A 21538-nucleotide genomic window follows, 5' to 3' on the forward strand; every position below is an offset into this window, starting at 1 on the left:
AATACTCTATTTTGCAAGGATTAGCCAATGCTTTGAAATAACATCTAATATTATTGAAGCGATGAAAAATGACTTTTTTCTGAACGTGTTATACTAATTTTTACAATTATTTTCTGCGCGATTGCTTTTCTTTTAAAAGCAATCGCGACTTAAGCTTTTTAGAATTTTAGCGTTTTGCTAATGAAGCCTGGTTTCGCTTCTTGAAGAATTTCGACTGGTATTTTTTACAGGTTTAGATTTGGTGTATTCTATTTTTTTCTCAGCTCTTAATAGTTCCTTTTCCCTCTTTTCCAACCAGATTAAAAACTTACCTTTCAAATAATGCATTTTTTCTTTAAGAAGCATTGCTTCTTTATCAGAAATCACGCTTTTCGCTTTACGAAATATTTCCCCTTCCTCTTCTTTCACATGATGCTCAACAATTTCTTTTAATTTTAAAACTGCGTCTTTAAAGTGTTTTTCTGAGGATTTATTAATAGCTTGAATCTGCTCCTCTATTTCTCGATGTTCTTTTTCTCCATGAAGAGCGATTTCATTTGTTTTGGGATGTTGGGCCAGAGCCCTGTAGAATGTTTCTTGTTCAGAATGAGCATGAACTAACAATTCTCGAGATATCAACGCAGCAATTTCTTGTTCGCGTTTTTTGGACTTGCAATCTTCAAACAACTTAAATAAATGGTCTACCTTATCATGGTCCATTTTTAAATATTCATAAATATTCATTGATGTCTCCTAAGGTGTCATGACAACTTTTATACAGCCATCGTCTTTGGCTTCAAAATTTTTATACGCTTCTGGTGCAGCTTTTAATTTAATTCGATGGGTTATTATTTTAGAAGGGTCAATTTTGCCTTCAATAATTTTTCTTAGCAAAATAGGCAAATAGCGTTGAACATGAGTTTGCCCCATTCTAAAGGTTAATCCTTTGTTCATTGCAGCACCAAAGGGAATATTATCCAAAGTATCTAAATAGACACCAGGCATAGAAATTGTGCCTGCTTTCCCACAGCATTGAATTGCTTCTCTTAAAACGTGCGCTCTATCCGTGGTAAGATAAGTCGCTTGTTTAACTCTATCGATAATAGAATCAAACGTTGGACCGACATGGGCCTCGCAGCCTACTGCATCAATACATCGCTCCGGCCCCAAACCTTTTGTCATAACCATCAAAGCATCAAATACATCTTCTTCTTTAAAGTTGATGGTTTCAGCATTGCCTAGTTTTTCTGCTAGTTTTAAACGTTCAGAGACACAATCGATAGCGATAACCCGGCCTGCACCAAACATCCAGGCACTTTGAATCGCAAATTGACCCACAGGCCCACAACCCCAGACAGCAACAGTGTCCCCATTTTGAATCCCACAATTTTCAGCTGCCATATACCCTGTTGGAAAAATATCAGATAAAAACAAAAGTTTTTCATCAGGAATATTTTCAGGCACTTTAATAGGCCCTATATCTGAAAATGGTACTCTTACATACTCGGCCTGACCACCTGAAAATCCTCCCAGTAAATGCGAATAACCAAACATACCAGCAGGAGTTTGCCCCATTTGTTGACGCGCCATTTCAGCATTCGGATTCGAGAGTTCGCAGCAGGCGTACAGTTTCTTTTTACAAAAATGACATTTACCGCAAGAGATAGTGAAAGGAACGACTACTTTATCCCCGATTTTTAGCTTTTTATTGCGCGAGCCTAATTCAACTACCTCCCCCATAAACTCATGACCTAAAATGTCTCCCGATTCCATAGTAGGCATTAGGCCATTGTAAAGGTGAAGATCAGAGCCACAAATAGCAGTAGCAGTGACACGAATTATTGCATCTTGAGGATTAACAATCTCAGGATCAGGAACATTTTCCACCCGAATATCCTTCTTTCCATGCCAGCAAATTGCTTTCATATCAACATCCTTATCGTTATAAATTAATTATGTGCAAACAATAAAATTAATTATTGAGCAAAAAAAGAATATATTAAAATCACTCATAGAATACTTCCATGCTATTAATCCATTGATGAATCAGAAAAACAAAAACCACCTACAGGTGGTTTTTGCAGCAGAAAGATAAGAGCAGCAGCTCCATCTTCCCACGCTTTAATTATAGCCCACCATTTGCCACATGACAAACTTTAACCAATTTAATCATTTTAATTACACCTCGACTTAAGATGAGCTAGGTCGAATAACACCAGTAACGATGTTCAAGAATTGAATTAATTATGCTTAGAAATTGATGTATTGAAATTGCGTTTGATCATTTTTGCAGAAAATAAGCAACCACTAGACGGCTAGCCGTCTAGTGGTCAAAAGTATTAGCGATTAGTTCCTTGATCGGAGTGGCCGCCTCCTTGTTGGCCTTGGCCAGGTTGCTGACCTTGTTTTTGACCACCTTGGCCAGGAGCTTGTTTCTTTTCATCCTGGTTTTGACCCATTCTTTGACCTTGTTGGCCGTGTTGGTTTTGCTGACTTTGATTTGTACGTTGGTTTTCATCCCTGTTCATAATAGTCTCCTTAATTTTTGTCTAATATAGACAAACTTAAGTATAGACAGTCAAAATTTAATCAATTTTAGTTATAAATGCTGATTATTAACATTTTTTTATTTTTAGATAAATGGTTATATCCGCTATTAGTCCTTTATACACCTCGGTTCTTTGAGCTCATTACACTGAAGCTAAATTAAAAAGAGAAATTTTCGAGATCTTTACAAAGTAGAAGAAATGCATGTCACTCAATAAACGTCGTTTGCTCTTTAGCAAAGAGAAAAGTACCAGCAAGCAGAAGAAGATAGATAATACCTGCGAGTGCACAGTAAAGACCGAAAAGTATATTATTGTGTGTAGCATACAAATAGTTAGCTATTTCAATACCTACTGCCTGAATAAGCATGCCCAACATGCTCATAAAAGCGGAGGTGGTCCCTTTGCCAACCGGTGTAGAAAAAAGAATTAGTCTGCTTAGTGGCGCAGCAACAACGCCTAAACCAAAAAAATAAACAATCAATCCAGGCATTAGCCATAAAAAATAATCGCTAATTAACAAAGGCAGAATTAACACCAGCAAAAGACTCAATACGACAAGCATTGATCCTATAAGTAAAATTTTCTTAAGTGAACCTTTGTGTGTCAGACGTTGTAAAAACCAGTTGCCGGCAATACTTGCTCCAAATAGAGGTATTTGCCATACACCATACTCTATCACTGATAAATGAGCATCCTTGATTAAAATAACAGGGGCTAAAGCAATCCATACAATGCAGGGTAAACCAACAAGCCCTAATGCCGCTGACCCAAAAAATACCGAAGGATTTGCTATTAAATTTTTATAATTTTGCGCGACAACTCTTGGCGATAGAGAAATCCGCTTAATTTCTTCACCATTATGCTTAATTTGACCTACAGGCTCCGGCATATAACGCCATAATCCCCATAATGCGAAAAGAGCAAACGCGCCAATAATGACAAAAATAAAGCGCCAACTAAAATAATGAACAAATATTGCACCTAATAGGGGACCAATTAAAGGCGCTAATATGGCCGCATTTGCCATAATGGCAATTAATCTAACGGCATCCATTTCTGCAAAAATTTCTTGCAATGTTGCATAACCAATAACGGTTATAAAACAAAGCCCCATTCCCTGGAAAAATCGCGCTAAAAGAAATTGATCAATCGAATTTGAGCAAGCAATTAATATAGTACATATAACAAAAAATATAGCGCCAAATATCATGACTGGACGACGACCATACCGATCGGATATAGGACCGAGAAATAATTGCAGACTGGCTCCACCTAAAATATAGGCAGTTAACGACGTGGCAATTGCAGATTCTGGTCCGTGAAAAGAATTAACAACCTGAACCATGCCAGGCATAATCATATCGTTAGCAATGTAGGTTAAAAATTCATAAAGAACTAAAAAGCAAGCAAAAATTAATGCCTGTTTTCGCGTAATATTAATTAATGGCTGAGACATAATATTCTCTAAAGAAAAGAGAGTGCTTTCACCTGGAGCACGATTGCGTTCTTAAAGACAGGTATTTGCAAAAGTGAACCTTGAAAAATAGCAGCTTTATTGAGGAAATGCAATACATAAGCAAGTTGACTAATTGACAAGCATATTTTTTAGGGTAAAATATTAACCCATTTTTTAAGAATCTGCGGACTAATAATGAAAGGAACCATTAAAGCCATCATTAAAACTTTACTCGCCGGAAGTTGCCTATTAATTTTTACCTTTCCCTCCTTTAGTGAACCCAATAATTTAAGTCTACTTAAGACAGAAATTAAGAGTTACCACGATTCGGGCCTTTATGAAAAAGAATTGGCCAAAGTTATTGCCGAGGCCCATGATTATATTATCAAACAAGCAACCATCAATAAGCGTCAGGTTCATCCAAAAAAGCTAGCGATTGTTCTTGATATTGACGAAACCAGTATCAGTAATTACGACAAAATGATTAAGCGTGACTTTGTTGGTGATACTAATCTGATTCATCAAGAAATATTAGCGGCGAACTCACCTGCTATTCTCCCCATGCTGGCACTTTATAATGATGCCCGCAAAAATGGCGTGCGAGTCTTTTTTGTTACCGGGAGAAGAATGTCTGAGTTAAATGCAACAAGAACAAATCTCCTACGTGCAGGATTTAAAAATTGGTGCGGTCTTTACCTTCGCCCAGACAGTTATAATCAATCCTCTATCAAACCATTTAAAACAAAGGCTAGAGAATCTATTACGAAACAAGGCTATACAATTGTTGCCTCTATCGGTGATCAATATAGCGACATCGAAGGAGGGTATATGCAAAAGGGCTTTAAATTACCCAATCCTTTTTATCATTTGCCTTAATGATTCTTATAAGGTTAATAAGAGAGCTTTGCTGTCTTATTAACCTCCTAGTTGTCGTATCCCCACTCCAGCCTGAAGTCTTGCTTCGATATCTTCCAATGATTGATTTTTAGTTTCTGGACAAAAAATTATACTTATAATCCACGCCAGCATACAAACAAAAGCAAAACCGAGGAATAATCGACTAATACCTATAGTTTCTACCACTAAGGGATAGGCAAAGGTTACCAGCGCGTTTACTCCCCAGGCAGTTGCTGAAGCAATAGCCATTCCTGACGTTCTTAATTGTGTTGGAAAAAGTTCTGACATAAGAACATAAGGAATAGGTCCCATGCTTAAAGCAAAAGAAGCCACAAATACTAAAAGCATAAAAGCCAAGAGCCATTTTATTGCAGGATAAATAACCACATAATGCTGTAATAAACTAAATCCAACTAGACTTAAACTCATCAATAATAATCCATAAACAAGAATTGGCCTGCGTCCCACATGATCCAGTAACCACATTGATAATAAAGTCGCAACAATATTAATAATCCCCAGCAAAATGGCAATTTGTAAGCTGCCCTGCAAACTTCTAAATCCACTTTGCTGAAAAATGGCTGGAGCGTAATACAAAATGGCATCAATACCACTTAAATTTTGAAAAAAAAATAGACCTGATGCGAATAAGACAACTGGCAAAATTAAGGGGTTTATCAGTGCTTTCATTGAGGTCGGTATTTCCGGATTAACCGTTGTCGATTCAGCGATTCCCCAAGCTATCCCATGCAGCTCCCTAAATACTGTTTTTGCTTCTTCTACGCGATTTTTTAATAATAGCCAACGTGGACTTTCCGGTTGCAGGTAAATAATAATCAATAAAGCAAATGCGGGAAAAACTCCAATAGCGAACATGGAAGGCCAATTACTTGTCGCTGCAAAATAATAATTACTTAAATAAGCCAACAAAATACCAATAGTAATCGCCAACTGTACACTGCCAACTAAAAAACCACGCAAATCTTGAGGGGAAGTTTCAGCAACATACATGGGGCCTACAACAGTCGCCATACCAATAGCCAACCCGGTTAAGAGTCGCGCATAAAACAATGGCCAGAAAGTATCTACCCAAGCACTCCATAGACAGCCAACAATAAAAATTATCGCTACTAACAGGAATGTTTTTTTATGTCCTGAAACATTAATAATGGGTCCACATAGTAGTGAACCAATAAAGCCTCCAATTAAAACTATGGCAACCAATAAGCCTTGATGCCATGCATCCAGACTTAGTTGCGCCTGGATAAGAGGTAGCGCACCAGCAATAACTGCTGTTCCATAACCAACCAAAATTCCTGAAACAACAGCGATTGCAAATATTCCTAATAAGTACCAATTTGCCCTCTTTATGTTTCTTCTCATGCCAGAACCTGTTTAGCAGCAATCTTAAATGCCTTTATAATTTCTTCACAATCTTCATCCGATAAATTAGAAGCAATAGTCAGCAAAGCTGCTCGCTCGTGCATGTCATCACACATGGGTAAAGTGCCTCGTTGATAACTAACTTCCCGAGAAAAATCATTTTTTGGATGAGTCCAGGGAAAACCATCCTCACTTAGAGCACGCTTATGAACCAGACTGGCATTATTAAAATACCAATGTAATCCCCATTCCCGCATGGTAATACAAGCTAAACTTCCAGGCTGACCTTTAATGCCAAGATGTCGCAATTTTTCGGTAAAATCGTGACATAAAGACTGGGTTGGATAGACCGTAATAAGAAATGGGCCTGAGTCGCCTGCTGGTGAAGGAATTTCACGAAAAGATAGCCCTTCAATATTATTGAGAGCATCACGTATTCGCCATTTTGATGTACGCATTGATTTCGTAATTGCACTAAGTTTACTTAGTTGGGCTAAGGCGAATGCAGCAGTCAGTTCAGACATTCGCGCACCTATACCCCACAGTTGAAATGCTTCATGTTGGGTATCAAGACGTCCTGCATCATTTCGAGGGTATCCTAAATCGTGAATAGCAAAACAGCGCTGATAAAGATTTTGATCTTTACAGACAATCATCCCACCTTCACCACTGGTCATATTTTTGTTGAGCTGAAAACTGAAAATAGCGGCATCGCCAAAACTACCAAGGGGTTTCCCATGATAGAATGCGCCGGCTGCCTGAGCACAATCCTCCAGTAAATAAAGGTGATGTTTGGTTGCAAGTTCGACAATTTTATCGATATAACCGGATGCTCCACTCATGTGGACGCATAAAATAGCTTTTGAGCGAGAACTTATTTTCTGTTCCAAGTCTTTAGGGTCCATACAGAACGTTGCATCAATATCTACGAGAATTGGAATCGCACCAAGTCTCACGATTGCTGAAAGGCAACTGACCCACATATAGCCAGGGACTAATACCTCATCACCGGGCCCTACTCCAAATGCAGCCAAAACAATATGTAAAGCAGCCGTTCCAGAATTAACCCCTAAAGCAAAATTAACCCCTATTTGCTTGCAAAATGATGCCTCTAATCGTTCCACCATATGTTGCAAATCAGGGCCGTAATAACGAAAAGGACTATGGGCGGCAATGACTTCATTCACCAAACGATGTTCTTCTTCGTTAATCCAGTGGGCGCCAGGAAACTCCCAGGGCAAAGGTATTGTTCTCACTGGTTTTTCTTCGCTCATTTCAATCTCCTTTTGTCCCAAGCTCACGAATTAGATGACTTGCCAATCGGTCAGCTAAAGCCATAATAGTTAGTGTCAAATGTTTATCGGGCAAATGAGGGATTACTCCCCCATCGCAAAGATATAAATTATTATGTTCAAAGGTTTTGAGGTTTGCATCAACAATAGCAAGATTCTCGTTTAATCCCATTCGACAAGTACCAGCATAATGAATTCCAGTGCCGTCATTACTAAAATCTTCAACGATATGAGTTGCTGAAGCTCGCCGTAATACTTTACGTCCAAATTCCGCCATTTTTTTCATGCGGGCTATTGTCGTTGCTGAACTGCTATAATGTATATCGACTTGTGGTACACCATAACAATCAACTTCTTTTGAAGGGGTGACACAGTTAGAGGCCATTAAGTCCCCCTCACAGAATAATCCCAATGTTACAAAAGAGTGAAACATCATCTTAACGATAAAAGGACGCAACGTTCTAGGTACCCATCGTATATCAGAGAGATAATAAGGCACGTCAGGGGGTGCCGATATTGAGTGCCCAATAAAACGAAATGATTCTTGCTTTTTGATAGACGCCTGACCTGTTAAAATTAGCAAATCACCATAACCAATGTCAGCCGGACGTTTGCTAAACCATAACTTGTATAGGGAAGTTGCCTGAACTACTTTGGGGTTATCTTGAAGATATTGCCCTAGAGTGCCGCTTTGATTAGCTAAACCTTGCTGATAGCTGGTGTCATGGGAGTTAAATAAAATACGAGGGGTTTCAATCGCACCAGCACTCAGTATAAATAGGCGTGCATGAAGTTTTTTTCTTTCCTTCGATTTAAGGCAAAGATACTCAAGAGAATTAATCTCATTATTTTGCTCATTGCGAATTAAGCGTACTACTTTGGCATTTAGAATCAACGTGTAGTTAGGCAAATTTTGAATTTCTGGTAACAATCTGGCGGAAAACTTATAGACAGCACCAGTGGGGCAACCAAATGTACAAATTCCCGTGCTTATACAATGGTTTGACTTCTCAACCCTTGTTTCAATAGCTTTACGATTGGGTATAGCATGGCAACCCGGCCAATTCAGACGCTTAACGGCATTAACTATCAAATGATCTGCAGGGCGAAGTGGTTTATGCGGAATATATTCGCCATCAGGTAATTCCGGAATACCCTCTTGGCTCCCACAAACCTTGATACGCTTTTCCACAGCTGAGTAATGGGGAGCCAGGTCATTATAGCTAATAGGCCAAGGGGATAAGTCCTCTTCACTAAAACGAACTGACACGGCATTCCATAAATTCTGTAATCCACTGAGTGCATAAATCTGAAATTGACGAAATACCGCTTCTGATTGTTTACTGCTTGAACGACTGCGATAATCAGCAAACAAATCATGAATGAATAAGGCATCCGCAACTTGAGGTGGAAAAGTGGTTTTAGGTTTTATGCCATACCATTTTTTGATTCCTGGTGGATTTTTGTCCGTAAAATAATCCACTGCAAGCGCATCACCTTGTTCAACAGAGACCACCTCTAGACCCGCCATAGCCAGACGATGAGCGAGAATACCACCTGCAGCACCTGTACCAACAATACAGCAATCATAAATTTTATCCGTCACCCTGCATCCTTTAAAAATTGTGGTGAAGTAAAATAAAGATAATCAAAAAAACTATTAATAACCTTCTTTTCATTTTTATTCAGTTGAGACCAATGCAATTGATGAGTCGTTACGAAATCGGTTTTTTCAGCAAGATTAGCCAATGTTTGCTGTAGTTGGTAATTTTCAGCAATGAAACAAGCAAGTTCGGGAATTAAAGTCATCACGCGACGACCGTAGTAATGCTTCGGCGCCAGTAGTGCCAACATATCCACCATCAGTTTTCCAGTAACTAACATTATGGTTTCACTTGCAATTACACTTGATTGTAAGTTAAGTATAGGAGGAGATTTACCAATTTTATTGGTGGACAAAAATTTTTTAATTAATTACATTAAGGACGTCCAATATGGCTTGGCTGGTTGCAATTATTGGTTCTGTGGCAGGTTTTTTATTTGGCTACGATGAAGGGATTATTGCGGGTTCTCTTGAGCTGATTAAACAATACTTTCAAATGTCCCATACATCAATTGGAATGATGACCTCTGCTCTTCCCTTTGGTGCCCTATTTGGCTCAATGCTTATTGGTTCATTACTTGCGTCTCGCGTAGTTAAACATTTAGGTCGAAGACGGTGTCTGTCCTTTGCAGGGTTTCTTTTTTTTATAGGGGCCCTGGGTGCTACTTTTGCTGATTTTGAATGGGTCTTGATTGTCGCCCGTTTCATCTTGGGAATTGCTATAGGTGTTGCTGCAGTAACCACACCCTTGTATTTAGCTGAAACGGCACCTGCTCATCTTCGTGGAGCAATGGTTGCCATTTACCAGCTGGCAATTACCATTGGAATTGTTTGTGCTTACACGGTTAACTTTCTTCTAATTGATCGCGGCTCCTGGAGAGAGATGTTTGCCTCTAGTATGATACCAGCGCTAATTCTTGTTATTGGTGTCATGTTTTTGCCTGAATCCCCACGCTGGCTTTTAAGTGAGGGTAAACGAAAAGAAGCCACCGATGCTCTCAAAAAACTACGTAAAGGAGAGCAGGTTGAGCAAGAATTAACGGAAATTGAAACCACTTTATCTCACGAACCCAAACAAAGTAGCTGGCGTTTACTGTTAAAAAAACCCTTGCTCCCTGTATTAATCCTCGGGGTTATGCTGTTTTGCCTGCAACAATTAAGTGGTATTAATGTCATTATTTACTACGCGCCAGAAATTTTTAAAAATTTAGGCTTCTCCAGTGCTTCAGGACAAATTCTCGCGACCATGGGCATTGGTCTGGTAAATATGCTTATCACGATTCTGGCCGTCATGTACGTGGACAAGGTTGGACGACGAAAATTACTGCTATTTGGTTTTGCCGGTACTTGTTTAAGTTTGGCAATTATAGGAATCTTCTCTTACCATAAGGTAGCCTGGTTAGCCTATTTATCAGTTAGCTGTCTGACTCTTTATATTATCTCTTTTGCAATTAGTCTTGGACCTATTCCTTACATTGCTATGGCTGAGATTTTCCCTTTGCATGTTCGTGGTGCCGGAATGGGATTATCATCAGTTAGTAATTGGGGCTTTAATGGTATTGTGGTCTTTAGTTTCCCCATTTTGTTTCATCTACTGGGAATAGAATATACTTTTCTGATGTATGCATTTATTTGCTTATTGGGGTTTATTTATACTTATGTATACATGCCAGAAACTAAAAATCTAAGTCTTGAGTTTATTGAAGAATATATCATGAGCGGCAAACCTATGCGCTTGCTAGGAAGGAAGCAAAACGATTAATTTATTGAAACCTAGGCACAATTGATTTGGTGCCTAGGAAGTGTATCTGATTTTAATAGGTTATTCGTAATCGACCCCAACAATTTCGTATTCAACTGGCCCACCCGGTGTTTGCACAACAACCGTATCATCAACCAATTTTCCAATTAACGCTCGACCGATAGGGGAACTGTAAGAAATTTTATTAACTTTAATATCTGCTTCGTCCTCGCCCACGATTTGATAACTAATTTGAGCATCAGTTTCTAAATGGCAGATGTGAACGGTTGAACCAAAAACAACCTTTCCATTGTTTGGTAATTTGCTAATATCAACGATTTGCGCATTGGAAAGCTTCGCCTCTAATTCCTTGATCCGTCCTTCATTGAAACTTTGTTGTTCACGCGCAGCATGATATTCAGCATTCTCTTTTAAATCACCATGTGCACGGGCAGTTGCTATTGCCTCAATGATTCGCGGTCGCTCTACTACTTTTAAACGATGCAACTCATTTTTCAGCGCCTCTGCGCCTTGGATTGTCATTGGATGCTTTTGCATATCCACCTCTAGTGTAAATCTTGTAATCGAGTCACTGTTTCTCGATCCTCATATTTCATAGCCAAACACGCAGCCTCTGCTCCAGATAAGGTGGTAGTATAACTAACCTTATGCTGTAATGCATTGCGTCTGATAGCAAACGAGTCAGCTATTGCTTGTTTGCCTTCTGTGGTATTTACAATGAAATCAATTTCATTATTTTTAATAAAATCTACCACATGAGGCCTTCCCTCAGCCACTTTAAATACTCGTCGGCAATCAATACCTGCTGCTTGTAACACCAGTGCTGTGCCTCGAGTTGCGATAATCTCAAATCCTAATTGAATTAAGCGCTTCACGATTTCGCCCACACGTGCTTTATCAGCATCACGCACGGATACAAAAGCTCGTCGTCGTTTTACGATGTTACAACTCGCACCTAATTGTGCTTTAGCATAAGCTTGTCCGAAGCGTCTAGCAATACCCATAACTTCACCGGTTGACTTCATTTCAGGGCCTAAAATGGAATCAACCCCGGAAAATTTAATAAAAGGAAATACTGGCAGCTTGATTGAGTAAAATGCCGGCATTGGATAATGCATGCTTAAACCCTGTTGTTTCAAACTTTGGCCAACCTTGCAGCGCGCGGCAATTTTTGCAAGTGGCAGCCCTGTCGCTTTAGAAACAAAAGGAACAGTACGCGAAGCTCTCGGGTTAACCTCAAGAACATAGATATCATCAGCCTGTATTGCAAACTGGGCATTAATCAAACCAACTACTCCCAATTTTAATGCCATTTGGCGAATTTGTTCCATTAAGTCCTGTTGCACAACAACGCTCAGGCTAAATGGTGGCAAAGTACAGGCGGAATCACCGGAGTGAACTCCCGCTTGCTCAATATGCTCCATGATGCCGCCTATTAAAACATCTTCCCCATCACAGACTGCATCAATATCAACTTCAATTGCATCGTTTAAAAATTTATCCAGTAAAACAGGTGAATCATTAGAAACTGCCACTGCATAGGACAAGTAATGGCGCAAATCTTCTTCCTGGTAAACAACTTCCATTGCCCTGCCGCCAAGAACATAGGAAGGTCTTACAACCAGAGGATATCCAATACGTTTTGCCAACTCGATAGCTTCAGCTTCGCTGCGTACCGTACCATTTGCTGGCTGATGTAAGTTAAGTTCTGTCACCAGTTTTTGAAAACGCTCTCTATCTTCGGCTTGATCAATAGCATCAGGAGAAGTGCCAATGATCTTGACACCATTTGCTTCAAGTTCACGAGCTAATTTTAGTGGTGTTTGACCGCCGTAATGAACAATTACCCCCTCAGGCTTCTCAACAGCAACAATAGATAACACATCTTCAAGTGTTACAGGTTCGAAGTATAAGCGATCAGACGTATCAAAATCGGTAGAAACAGTCTCGGGATTGCAATTCACCATAATGGTTTGATAGCCAGATTCTCTTAGGGCCATAGCAGCATGTACACAACAATAATCAAATTCAATTCCCTGACCAATGCGATTAGGTCCACCACCTAAGATCATGACTTTTTTCTTATCTGTCTTAGGATTCGCTTCGCAAGTGGTCTCATAGCAAGAATACAGATAGGCTGTATCGCTCGGGAATTCACCCGCACAAGAGTCAATGCGCTTATAAACCGGCGTAACCCCTAACTCCAAACGGTGTGCTCTAACTTGTTCTTCACTGCAATAAACCAGATGAGCAATATAAGCGTCAGAGAATCCGCGACGTTTAAATTGTCGCATTGTTAACTTATCAATCTCATGAATTGATTGCCCTTGAATGGTATTTTCTAACAAAATTAATTCTTGAATTTGCATTAAGAACCAAGGGTCTATTTTACTTTCCTGATGGATTTCCTCGAGTGATAAATCGTGTCGAAATGCATCGGCAATGTACCATAACCTATCAGGTGTTGGCTCACGCAAATGTCCACGCAGGCGTGCCATATCTCCATTTCTCTTAAACAAAGGTTCTAATCCTGAACGACCAATTTCCAGGCCGCGAATTGCTTTTTGCAAGGACTCCTGGAAATTAGCACCAATGGCCATGACTTCTCCCACGGACTTCATTTGTGTCGTTAGCGTTTTTGATGTTTGCGGGAACTTATCAAAATTGAAGCGAGGGATTTTGGTCACTACGTAATCGATGCTCGGCTCAAATGACGCGGGTGTCTTACCACCAGTTATTTCATTATCAAGCTCATCAAGGGTATAACCCACTGCCAGTTTTGCAGCAATTTTAGCGATAGGAAAACCTGTTGCTTTGGACGCTAAAGCAGAGCTACGCGATACACGCGGATTCATTTCTACGACCAGCATACGCCCATCTTCAGGATTCACAGCAAACTGGACATTGGAGCCTCCAGTATCAACGCCAACCGCTCTTAAAACTTTAATAGCCGCATCCCGCATGCGTTGGAATTCTTTATCGGTTAATGTCTGGGCCGGTGCCACCGTAATCGAATCGCCAGTATGCACGCCCATAGGGTCGAAATTTTCAATAGTACAAACAATAATACAATTATCATTTTTATCACGCACCACTTCCATTTCATACTCTTTCCACCCAAGCACTGACTCATCAATTAATAACTCATGCGTAGGGGATAATTCCAAACCACGTGAACATATTTCTTCAAATTCTTCGCGGTTATAAGCAATACCGCCGCCGCTTCCTCCCATCGTAAATGAAGGACGAATAATTGCAGGGAAGCCTAATTGTGCTTGCACCTGAAAGGCCTCTTCAAGGCTATGAGCAATCGCCGAGCGAGGCATTTCCAAACCAATTTTTTTCATCAATTGTCGAAATTTTTCGCGATCTTCAGCTTTATCAATCGCTTCACGCGTAGCGCCGATCATTTCAACTGAAAATTTAGCCAGTACTCCTTCGCGTACCAAATCTAAAGCGCAGTTCAGTGCTGTTTGTCCACCCATCGTTGGTAAGAGAGCATCAGGACGCTCTTTCTCAATAATACGTGCTACTTCTTGCCACTGAATAGGTTCGATATAAGTGGCATCAGCAAGCTCAGGATCAGTCATAATGGTTGCCGGGTTAGAATTAACCAGGATTACACGATAGCCCTCTTCTTTCAGAGCACGAACTGCCTGGGTTCCTGAGTAGTCAAATTCACAAGCCTGACCAATGACAATGGGACCTGCACCAAGAATAAGAATGGATTGAATATCAGTTCGTTTAGGCATATTGACTACTAAAAAGATAAAAGTGGCCTAGTTTACCGATTTTTGCTTAAAGATTATACCCACTCAGATATTGGAGAATATTTTTTTCTGATCAAGCGGTGATTTTACTGTCTTCAAATTCACATAAAACAGTAATTTTATATGAAGCCCAGCTTATCTTCTTCGAGTTGGATTACCAGAAAGCCCTGGAAAGGGATTGCCAAATCTCCCTTGTGTAGACCCACTACCTCCAGAAATATTCTTCAGATTTTCTTCTTGTATTTTTTCTTTGTTTTGTTTTTTTGAGGATTTTTGAGACTTTTTCATAATTTTTCCTATAACAAAGACTGTACAATACTAAGAATAGCGCAAATTTTGAAATAGGTGTTTTTATTATAAACATGATGACATTTTAAAAACTCAAATGTCATCCAATTCAATAAATATACTTGTTTTTAAATTTATAATAATATCGCGCTTATTGATTATGCTGCATAACCTAACAGAAATATATGCCCAAGAAAAATACAGAAAATAATACTTTCTTTTATAAAAAGCCGGATATTATTTCTACTAAAAGAGAAACTTTAAAAATACCTGGTACTGAAGAAGTATATGACCAAAATAATCGACTTATCGGTGTTATCTCTCGTCAATTACCTGAATTTATACCTCTCTCAAGGGTAACTGATCTTAATACTTCTGATTTCGAGCAAGAAGAGGATTTACATTATCTATATGGGATGAGTTAGCAATTTCTGCAATGCTGATTAGCCAATATATTAATTTTTATATTTTATCTTCATTAGGCCAGCCACTAATTTTTATATCTAAATGATTTAACAAGGCAATAACCTCTGGAAAGGAAAAATTTGCTTTGGTTACCGTGTTACAGTGAATATCTATGCTGTAATTGATGGCATTTGTGAAATCAGCCTGCTTTAAATTTGTATGCATGAACAAACTATTTTGTAAATCAGTTCCTACAAAGCTCGCATGATTCAAATTGGCTTCTCTAAAATCAATATCATGAGCCTTGCAACCTTCCATAATTAAATCAGAAAGTATAAGTCCAAAAAAGCTCGAATGGCTGAGATTGCTTTCATAAAAATAAAGCGGGCTTGTAAGTTTTACCAATGGCCAGCTCAATTCGGTCCAATTTATTCCCGCGAGTTTAGAATGTTTAAATGAGACTTCTGAAAATTTACACCCTGGAAATTTTGACAGCGAGAGATCACAGGACTCAAAATCGCAGTCAGTAAATTTAACTTTGCTGAAAGTAACCCCAAGAAATTTACACTCCTTAAATTGGCAATTTTGAAACTCAATGTTCTCAACGCAGGTTCCCTCCAGTATGAATTGGCTGAAAGCTTTCTCAGTATAGCTATTAAGATTAAATGCAGTCATAGCGTAGCTCTAACATAAATTCCAATAATAGGTTGAAGCATTCCTAAACACCTATCTAACTACTAAATCTTTAAGGTATTTGACAAGGTATGCACAGATTTATCCACAGATTTTGTGGATAAGAAAAGTTAGATTCTTTCCAAATAAATAATAGTTAGTCCTTTCCAGTAAAGGGACAGCAGGTATAGCCGCAGGGAAAAAGAAGGAAAGAATAACGGATTGATTGAATAAATATCCACAGGTCGTAGTAAATTACAAAAACAGATCTGCGGTCGAACATATTAACAAATAAAAAATAAAAAAACAGTCTTGACGAAGATATATTTTTAATAATCTATTCTTCAGAGCCCACAGCCAGATACAACGACTTGTTCGCGACACCTGGCTAATTTAATTTAGCGTCAAACTTCTTCGTATAGGATTACGCTATTATCGATTCAGATTCTCAAATGCTACTTCCACTGCCTGCAATAATAGTCCAATCATTTGCTTGCTCAATTTCTTCAATCAAGGTTTGTGAATGTGTTTTAGCAAAGAAACACGCTCTATTTAAAGAAAAATTGGTTTTATTGCTATAACTTGCAATAGCATGTGCTGCTACTTTCGCAAGCAGTGCTACAAATCCAATTCCAGTAAATGCAATGAGAATATTGACAATGATGGGTTTCCACGCCTCTCTATGCGCCTCCATTTCTTTGTCTTTGCTATGAAGTAATTGGGTAAACTCTTCTTTAAACATGGACACTTCTTCATGGCTTGGTTTTTTCTCATAAGAATTCAAAAGAAAAAGCTCCAATTTATCCTTTAAGTCGTAAGCATGAGCCAACACTTTGAATGCTTTATCATGTTCAAGATCACTTCCATATTGAATCATCTCATCTATTTTTGCACATAATTTATTTAATTCATCACTCTTTAAATCAGCAAGCATTATTCTAAAAATATCTATTCGACTTTTTCTGCTTTCCGGTAATTTTTTATATAAACAAACAATTTGTGGATAATTTACGTCGCCGCCTAAACCCTGCTCATGCATATGAATGCGATTGTAAATCGCAAAAGAACTCCCCAGTTCAATAGCCTCATCATAAAGCTTAATCGCTTCATCATAATTTCTCTCGCCACCTAGGCCAACCTCATACATATAACCACGATTAGTCATTGCGCTGGCATTTCCTAGTCCAATGGCCTTTTCCAAAAGCTTAATGGCTGCGGGATAGTTACTCCTATCACCTAAGCCTTCAATATGCATATAACCACGATTATTCATTGCACTAGCATTACCTAGCCAAATGGCCTTTTCCAAAAGCTTAATAGCGTTGAGGTAATCTACTTCACCACCTAAACCATACAGATGCATATAACCACGTGCATTCATTGCATTAGCATTCCCTAGTTCGATAGCTTCATTAAAAAGTCTAATGGCTTCATCATATTTCGTATCGCCACCAATCCCTTCTTCATGCCATAAACCTCTTAAATACAAATCATGGCTTCTTTGAGGTGAATCAATATCACCTAGTGTTTGGTTAACAACCAGGAGTGCCTGCTCTATTTCATCTTCATTAAATTGCTCATCCCTTGTATATTGTTCCCATTGCATTAAAGCTTTATCGTCCCCATTAATACATCTTTTAATAAAGTTTCAAAATTTGTAATTGGCATAGGGACCTCAAAAAAGTTAAATAAGCATTAGCAAGATTTTGTTTCGCATTATTTTGAACAAACTGATCAAAATAAGAAATGGGTAAAATTACCCAAAAACCGTCTATCCATTTGATTTTTATAAAATTTTAAAGGATATATTTAGACACTTACTGATGGGAACTTTTTTATAAAAAAGATACTGTCTTTAAGAGCAAGCAGATGAATTTAGAATCACACAAATGCATAGCCTAAGGCCGTAAGAATGGTATATTAATATAGAAAATCGATAAATTATTACTATAACCAGTGAGGCTTACCTATGTTTCATAGATTATTTGCTTTATCTTTCTCTACACTTGCCTGCATTTTACCCTCTGTTTCTGCATATGCTGAGAATGATTTGTCTTGTAAAGTCGAGGTTGCCGTAGCAACACCTCCTGTGCAACTAACCCAGAATGTCGCTTTTAATATTACGCCTGCTAATAATGACGGCTCAAGTAAATCGCTAACAGTTCGAGGAGGTAGCGCGCCGCAAATTATCGACGGCATAGCATGCTTCTTTGCTTACAATATCAGTGCCACAGCATACTCAACACCATCCATCGGCGTAATCAGATCTTCTATCGGAGAATGCACTTTGAAAGGGGGCAACCTATTTTTTAATAATTCGGGTGACAATATCTCGGTGGTGTTCCCTAACGACTTTATCTGTAATCAAGTTAACTAAAGACAAGCACATCTTTAATTATATAATGCCCTATTTACGTCTTTCCCACGCAGGCGAGTCTATTCTGCAAGATACAACAGAATTATGGATTCCCGCCTACGCGGGAAAGACCCAATACAGAATCACAGCGCTTGGTTTATGGCATAATAATGATGCAATTTTGCCCAAAAACTTCCCAAGAGCTCATGCATTGCAATACTTAAATAGAAGAGATTATAGGGATTCGGCAGGTAAATTTTTCCCCAACGTTCATCGTTCCAATAATGAGTATAATCTGTAGGTGCTGCTATGGGATGTAACCCTTGTGCAAGACAAAGTGCCATTGAACGCGGCATATGAATAGCAGAAGTAACAAGATAAAAGGGTTCTTCTTTGATAATAGCCTTGAGTGCTTTAGCTTGATCGGCCGTATTAATGGACGTGGTTTCCAAGACAATATTCGCTTTCGGGATGGGGAACCAGGAAGCTATCTGGGCAAGTCGTAACGCCTCTGGTCTTTCAAAACCATACCCACCACCTGAAAGTAATAATTTGGCTTGTGGTAATTGGCGATATAGTCTCACCCCTTCCAGTAATCTTTTAATGCTTGCTGAATTTAATAAGGCATTCACTGGCCTGCCATCTAGTTCAGATTGCCCGCCGCTTAGCACCACCACCCAATGAATGTCTGGCTGAACTTTAATAACTGCTGGATATTGATTTTCCAGATGCTGCGTCAACGTCTGGGGCAGCCATCCTGTACTGAAAATTAAAAATAGTACAAACACAGACATCAATCCCCAACGTACGAAACGATTGTTGCCATATACCCATAATAATCCCAAAAATAGGGCAAACAATAACAAGCAAAGAAGAAAAGGATTTAATATCATCTCTAGTATATGACGAAAAATAACCATTATTTGACTCGGCGCATCAGATAAATCCCTAATAAGGCAAATAGCAGAGTAGGTCCAATGGCAGCAACCTCAGCTGGCCATTGAAAAACCTGGCTTATAGGACCAAAAAAGCGATTAATAATATGAAAACCAAAACCAACAGTTGCACCAGTAAGAAGCTTTGAGCCCATAGTGGATGAGCGCAAGGGTCCAAAAATAAATGGGATTGCTAAAATCATCATTACTGCGGTCGTTAATGGTTGCATTAAGCGTTGCCAATATGCCAACTGGTAATTTAAAACATTTTGATGATTTTGTTTTTGCACTCGCACATATTGACGTATCTCATGCAAGCTCATCTCATCAGGTTCATTACTACTGACCAACAAAATACTGGGTTTGACTGCCACATCCCAAGGCATTTGTGGGATTTTTCTGGCAATTGTTTTGTCATCACCAATTACCGTCTCTGCGATATCATAGGCAGTCCATTGGTTATTCACAAACGTAATTTTGGCAATTTTGCGAGCAAGACGCATATGATGTGCAGCATCAAAACGGAATTGATATACATTATCCAAGGTGTTATTCGCAAGGATCGTACCAATCGCGATAAAGTCAGTGCCATTACGTAACCAAATCCCATGCGCAGTTCTTAACGTTTGTCCACCACTTAAAGCCTGCATCTTTCGATCATTTCCCCAATGTGCCAGCCTGGGTACAATTGTCTCACCTATAATTGTTACTAAAATGATGACAATAAAAGCAGCCTTTAATACCGCCAATGTCACCTGCCCGATAGACATCCCGGCAGCACGCATTACAACTAATTCTCTGTTATTAGCCATAATACCTAAACCAATTAAGCAGCCTAATAAACTGGCCAAAGGAAAAAATAAATAAACCTGGTAAGGCATTTGTAAAAAGACATAAGCTGCAGTCTGGAGAATTCCAAAATCAGCTTTACCAATATCATCCAACTGATTGACGAAAAGAATAAAAATTTGCAAACCAGCAAGCATTAGTGTAACTAAACCAATTGCTCCAAGAACTGTTTTCGCAATATAACGATCTAAAAGCTTCATGATAGCTTGACCTGATTACGCCAGATTAAAAATAGACCGAGTAGAGCGACAGATAAATGCAGCCACCACACGCCAATCCATAAAGGAATCTTGCCAGCGATGATCCAATCACGTGAGACAAACATAAAATTCGCATAAATAATATAAAGTACGATGGCGGGTAATAGTTTTGCATATTTTCCTGAGCGAGGATTCACACGACTTAAAGGCACAGCAACTAAAGTTAATGTAAATACCATGATAGGAACTGACAAACGCCATTGCAATTCCGCCGCTTTGCGTAAATCCGGATTTGCCAAAGGAAGAAGGCTTGAGGTAGTCGCCGTACGAATGTCTTGCTGCACGGAGATCACAGGATGTGGTAATCTCACTTTATATTCCTCAAAGCGGGCGACTTGAAAATCTGCATGTCCGGGAAGACCTTCATATTCACTGCCTTGTTGCAGCACAATATAATCTTCGTAAGTTTTGGGATCAGTTTGTGCAAAAGCACGCTCAGCCCACAGAATATCCCATTGAGTAATCTGGTTCTTTATGACTTGGCGAGCAAGAAATACATATTGAGCTTTGGTATGACTGCGGCTCATTGATTCAACATAAAATACTTGTTTACCATTCGAAACCTGACGGAACCGGCCAGGGACAATGGTTTGAATTAATGTTTGTACTCCAGTGGTGCGCATTAATTTAGCCCGCTCAGTAGCAATTACAGGGCTTGCCCATATCATAATAACAGTCACGATTACAGCAACAACGGTTGCTATAATGAAACTATGCCTTAGCAGCTGCGAAGGACCATAGCCACATGCCTGCAGAACTGTCATCTCACTTTCTGCATATAACCGTCCGTAAGCAATTAGCAAAGCAATATAAAAACCCAGTGGGAGTAATAACCCCATCAAGTTAGGCAACTCTAACATCATCAACTTCATGATAATCATTCCGGGAATATTTCCTGCAGCAGCACGATTAAGGTACTGCACGAATTGATTACTCATAAAAATCAGTAATAATATCGCCGTCAAAGCAGTTAATGTCACAAAAACTTCTTTGGCCAAATAACGAAAAATCAACACGGGGTTATCTCTATTGGTTAAAATGAATTGTCTATCCGCTTTTGCCTTTTCTAGACGACAAACTCA

The 21538-nt window shown here is 39.1% G+C and carries 20 protein-coding genes and 1 pseudogene; 4 read left to right on the top strand and 17 right to left on the bottom strand.

From position 1 onward, the window contains the following. Nucleotides 1-177: 177 nt before the first annotated feature. The 4 genes from PXX05_RS09560 to PXX05_RS09575 form a co-directional block, all read right to left on the bottom strand. Complete coding sequence (locus PXX05_RS09560; protein ID WP_275088000.1) at nucleotides 178-723, bottom strand: hemerythrin domain-containing protein; 546 nt, start codon at nucleotides 721-723, stop codon at nucleotides 178-180. 9 nt (nucleotides 724-732) lie between these two features. Beyond that, a complete protein-coding gene (locus tag PXX05_RS09565; protein WP_275088001.1) occupies nucleotides 733-1905 on the bottom strand; it encodes a zinc-dependent alcohol dehydrogenase in 1173 nt (390 codons plus the stop codon). A 413-nt stretch (nucleotides 1906-2318) separates the two neighbouring features. Next, the gene (locus PXX05_RS09570) at nucleotides 2319-2507 is read right to left on the bottom strand and encodes a hypothetical protein (RefSeq protein WP_275088002.1); all 189 of its coding nucleotides are present in this window, start codon (nucleotides 2505-2507) and stop codon (nucleotides 2319-2321) included. Between the two features lie 226 nt (nucleotides 2508-2733). After that, the gene (locus tag PXX05_RS09575) at nucleotides 2734-3984 is read right to left on the bottom strand and encodes an MFS transporter (protein WP_275088003.1); all 1251 of its coding nucleotides are present in this window, start codon (nucleotides 3982-3984) and stop codon (nucleotides 2734-2736) included. A 195-nt stretch (nucleotides 3985-4179) separates the two neighbouring features. Here PXX05_RS09575 and PXX05_RS09580 point away from each other — a divergent pair, with 195 nt between their 5' ends. Beyond that, nucleotides 4180-4860, top strand: coding sequence for an HAD family acid phosphatase (locus tag PXX05_RS09580; protein ID WP_275088004.1), 681 nt, complete (start codon nucleotides 4180-4182; stop codon nucleotides 4858-4860). A 39-nt stretch (nucleotides 4861-4899) separates the two neighbouring features. Here the strand turns inward: PXX05_RS09580 and PXX05_RS09585 are convergent, their stop codons facing one another. Genes PXX05_RS09585 through PXX05_RS09600 form a run of 4 tightly spaced genes read right to left on the bottom strand, consistent with a single transcriptional unit; the run spans nucleotide 4900 to nucleotide 9515 of the window. Next, a complete protein-coding gene (locus PXX05_RS09585) occupies nucleotides 4900-6264 on the bottom strand; it encodes a sugar porter family MFS transporter (RefSeq protein ID WP_275088005.1) in 1365 nt (454 codons plus the stop codon). Next, nucleotides 6261-7538 (bottom strand): DegT/DnrJ/EryC1/StrS family aminotransferase, encoded by a 1278-nt coding sequence (locus PXX05_RS09590; protein WP_275088006.1) that lies wholly within the window; start codon nucleotides 7536-7538, stop codon nucleotides 6261-6263. Before PXX05_RS09590 ends, PXX05_RS09585 begins: the two co-directional genes overlap by 4 nt. Before the next feature lies 1 nt (nucleotide 7539). Continuing rightward, nucleotides 7540-9162, bottom strand: coding sequence for a GMC oxidoreductase (locus tag PXX05_RS09595; protein ID WP_275088007.1), 1623 nt, complete (start codon nucleotides 9160-9162; stop codon nucleotides 7540-7542). Beyond that, on the bottom strand, nucleotides 9159-9515 hold the full coding sequence (locus PXX05_RS09600; RefSeq protein ID WP_275088008.1) for a hypothetical protein: 357 nt from the start codon (nucleotides 9513-9515) through the stop codon (nucleotides 9159-9161). Before PXX05_RS09600 ends, PXX05_RS09595 begins: the two co-directional genes overlap by 4 nt. Nucleotides 9516-9550: 35 nt before the next feature. Between PXX05_RS09600 and PXX05_RS09605 the strand changes: the two genes are divergently transcribed. Next, on the top strand, nucleotides 9551-10921 hold the full coding sequence (locus PXX05_RS09605) for a sugar porter family MFS transporter (RefSeq protein WP_275088009.1): 1371 nt from the start codon (nucleotides 9551-9553) through the stop codon (nucleotides 10919-10921). 60 nt (nucleotides 10922-10981) lie between these two features. Here the strand turns inward: PXX05_RS09605 and greA are convergent, their stop codons facing one another. The 3 genes from greA to PXX05_RS09620 all read right to left on the bottom strand — a co-directional run bounded on the left by greA (nucleotide 10982) and on the right by PXX05_RS09620 (nucleotide 14979). Continuing rightward, nucleotides 10982-11458, bottom strand: coding sequence for a transcription elongation factor GreA (greA, locus tag PXX05_RS09610; RefSeq protein WP_275088010.1), 477 nt, complete (start codon nucleotides 11456-11458; stop codon nucleotides 10982-10984). An 8-nt stretch (nucleotides 11459-11466) separates the two neighbouring features. Beyond that, nucleotides 11467-14673, bottom strand: coding sequence for a carbamoyl-phosphate synthase large subunit (gene carB / locus PXX05_RS09615; protein ID WP_275088011.1), 3207 nt, complete (start codon nucleotides 14671-14673; stop codon nucleotides 11467-11469). A gap of 153 nt (nucleotides 14674-14826) precedes the next feature. After that, complete coding sequence (locus tag PXX05_RS09620) at nucleotides 14827-14979, bottom strand: hypothetical protein (RefSeq protein ID WP_275088012.1); 153 nt, start codon at nucleotides 14977-14979, stop codon at nucleotides 14827-14829. A 185-nt stretch (nucleotides 14980-15164) separates the two neighbouring features. Between PXX05_RS09620 and PXX05_RS09625 the strand changes: the two genes are divergently transcribed. Then, on the top strand, nucleotides 15165-15404 hold the full coding sequence (locus tag PXX05_RS09625) for a hypothetical protein (protein ID WP_275088013.1): 240 nt from the start codon (nucleotides 15165-15167) through the stop codon (nucleotides 15402-15404). Nucleotides 15405-15441: 37 nt separating this feature from the next. On the opposite strand, the gene PXX05_RS15150 is transcribed toward PXX05_RS09625, so the two are convergent. The 3 genes and pseudogenes from PXX05_RS15150 to PXX05_RS09635 form a co-directional block, all read right to left on the bottom strand. After that, nucleotides 15442-15702: a pentapeptide repeat-containing protein gene (locus PXX05_RS15150; RefSeq protein ID WP_420844648.1), complete on the bottom strand. Its 261-nt coding sequence runs from the start codon at nucleotides 15700-15702 to the stop codon at nucleotides 15442-15444. A 201-nt stretch (nucleotides 15703-15903) separates the two neighbouring features. Next, nucleotides 15904-16059: pseudogene (locus PXX05_RS15155) on the bottom strand (pentapeptide repeat-containing protein); the annotation flags it as partial. A 445-nt stretch (nucleotides 16060-16504) separates the two neighbouring features. Then, on the bottom strand, nucleotides 16505-17662 hold the full coding sequence (locus PXX05_RS09635; protein ID WP_275088015.1) for a tetratricopeptide repeat protein: 1158 nt from the start codon (nucleotides 17660-17662) through the stop codon (nucleotides 16505-16507). A 363-nt stretch (nucleotides 17663-18025) separates the two neighbouring features. Here PXX05_RS09635 and PXX05_RS09640 point away from each other — a divergent pair, with 363 nt between their 5' ends. Then, nucleotides 18026-18433, top strand: a complete 408-nt coding sequence (locus tag PXX05_RS09640) for a hypothetical protein (protein ID WP_275088016.1) — start codon at nucleotides 18026-18028, stop codon at nucleotides 18431-18433. Nucleotides 18434-18555: 122 nt separating this feature from the next. Here PXX05_RS09640 and PXX05_RS09645 read toward each other — a convergent pair whose 3' ends face one another. The 3 genes from PXX05_RS09645 to lptF are packed head-to-tail and all read right to left on the bottom strand — an operon-like array spanning nucleotide 18556 to nucleotide 21472. Then, complete coding sequence (locus tag PXX05_RS09645) at nucleotides 18556-19332, bottom strand: YdcF family protein (protein ID WP_275088017.1); 777 nt, start codon at nucleotides 19330-19332, stop codon at nucleotides 18556-18558. Further along, nucleotides 19332-20396 carry an LPS export ABC transporter permease LptG gene (gene lptG, locus PXX05_RS09650; protein ID WP_275088018.1) on the bottom strand — a complete coding sequence of 355 codons (1065 nt, stop codon included), beginning with the start codon at nucleotides 20394-20396 and terminating at the stop codon, nucleotides 19332-19334. Before lptG ends, PXX05_RS09645 begins: the two co-directional genes overlap by 1 nt. After that, nucleotides 20393-21472, bottom strand: a complete 1080-nt coding sequence (lptF, locus tag PXX05_RS09655; RefSeq protein WP_275088019.1) for an LPS export ABC transporter permease LptF — start codon at nucleotides 21470-21472, stop codon at nucleotides 20393-20395. The genes lptG and lptF overlap by 4 nt, the downstream gene beginning before the upstream one ends. Between the last annotated feature and the right edge of the window lie 66 nt (nucleotides 21473-21538).

Source organism: Legionella cardiaca, assembly GCF_029026145.1.
GTDB lineage: Bacteria > Pseudomonadota > Gammaproteobacteria > Legionellales > Legionellaceae > Tatlockia > Tatlockia cardiaca.

Bases quoted from the DNA above. Each gene is read 5' to 3' on its own strand.
- PXX05_RS09560 (WP_275088000.1), bottom strand. From the start codon at position 723: ATGAATATTTATGAATATTTAAAAATGGACCATGATAAGGTAGACCAT.
- PXX05_RS09565 (WP_275088001.1), bottom strand. From the start codon at position 1,905: ATGAAAGCAATTTGCTGGCATGGAAAGAAGGATATTCGGGTGGAAAAT.
- PXX05_RS09570 (WP_275088002.1), bottom strand. From the start codon at position 2,507: ATGAACAGGGATGAAAACCAACGTACAAATCAAAGTCAGCAAAACCAA.
- PXX05_RS09575 (WP_275088003.1), bottom strand. From the start codon at position 3,984: ATGTCTCAGCCATTAATTAATATTACGCGAAAACAGGCATTAATTTTT.
- PXX05_RS09580 (WP_275088004.1), top strand. From the start codon at position 4,180: ATGAAAGGAACCATTAAAGCCATCATTAAAACTTTACTCGCCGGAAGT.
- PXX05_RS09585 (WP_275088005.1), bottom strand. From the start codon at position 6,264: ATGAGAAGAAACATAAAGAGGGCAAATTGGTACTTATTAGGAATATTT.
- PXX05_RS09590 (WP_275088006.1), bottom strand. From the start codon at position 7,538: ATGAGCGAAGAAAAACCAGTGAGAACAATACCTTTGCCCTGGGAGTTT.
- PXX05_RS09605 (WP_275088009.1), top strand. From the start codon at position 9,551: ATGGCTTGGCTGGTTGCAATTATTGGTTCTGTGGCAGGTTTTTTATTT.
- greA (WP_275088010.1), bottom strand. From the start codon at position 11,458: ATGCAAAAGCATCCAATGACAATCCAAGGCGCAGAGGCGCTGAAAAAT.
- carB (WP_275088011.1), bottom strand. From the start codon at position 14,673: ATGCCTAAACGAACTGATATTCAATCCATTCTTATTCTTGGTGCAGGT.
- PXX05_RS09620 (WP_275088012.1), bottom strand. From the start codon at position 14,979: ATGAAAAAGTCTCAAAAATCCTCAAAAAAACAAAACAAAGAAAAAATA.
- PXX05_RS09625 (WP_275088013.1), top strand. From the start codon at position 15,165: ATGCCCAAGAAAAATACAGAAAATAATACTTTCTTTTATAAAAAGCCG.
- PXX05_RS15150 (WP_420844648.1), bottom strand. From the start codon at position 15,702: ATGGAAGGTTGCAAGGCTCATGATATTGATTTTAGAGAAGCCAATTTG.
- PXX05_RS09635 (WP_275088015.1), bottom strand. From the start codon at position 17,662: ATGCAATGGGAACAATATACAAGGGATGAGCAATTTAATGAAGATGAA.
- PXX05_RS09640 (WP_275088016.1), top strand. From the start codon at position 18,026: ATGTTTCATAGATTATTTGCTTTATCTTTCTCTACACTTGCCTGCATT.
- PXX05_RS09645 (WP_275088017.1), bottom strand. From the start codon at position 19,332: ATGGTTATTTTTCGTCATATACTAGAGATGATATTAAATCCTTTTCTT.
- lptG (WP_275088018.1), bottom strand. From the start codon at position 20,396: ATGAAGCTTTTAGATCGTTATATTGCGAAAACAGTTCTTGGAGCAATT.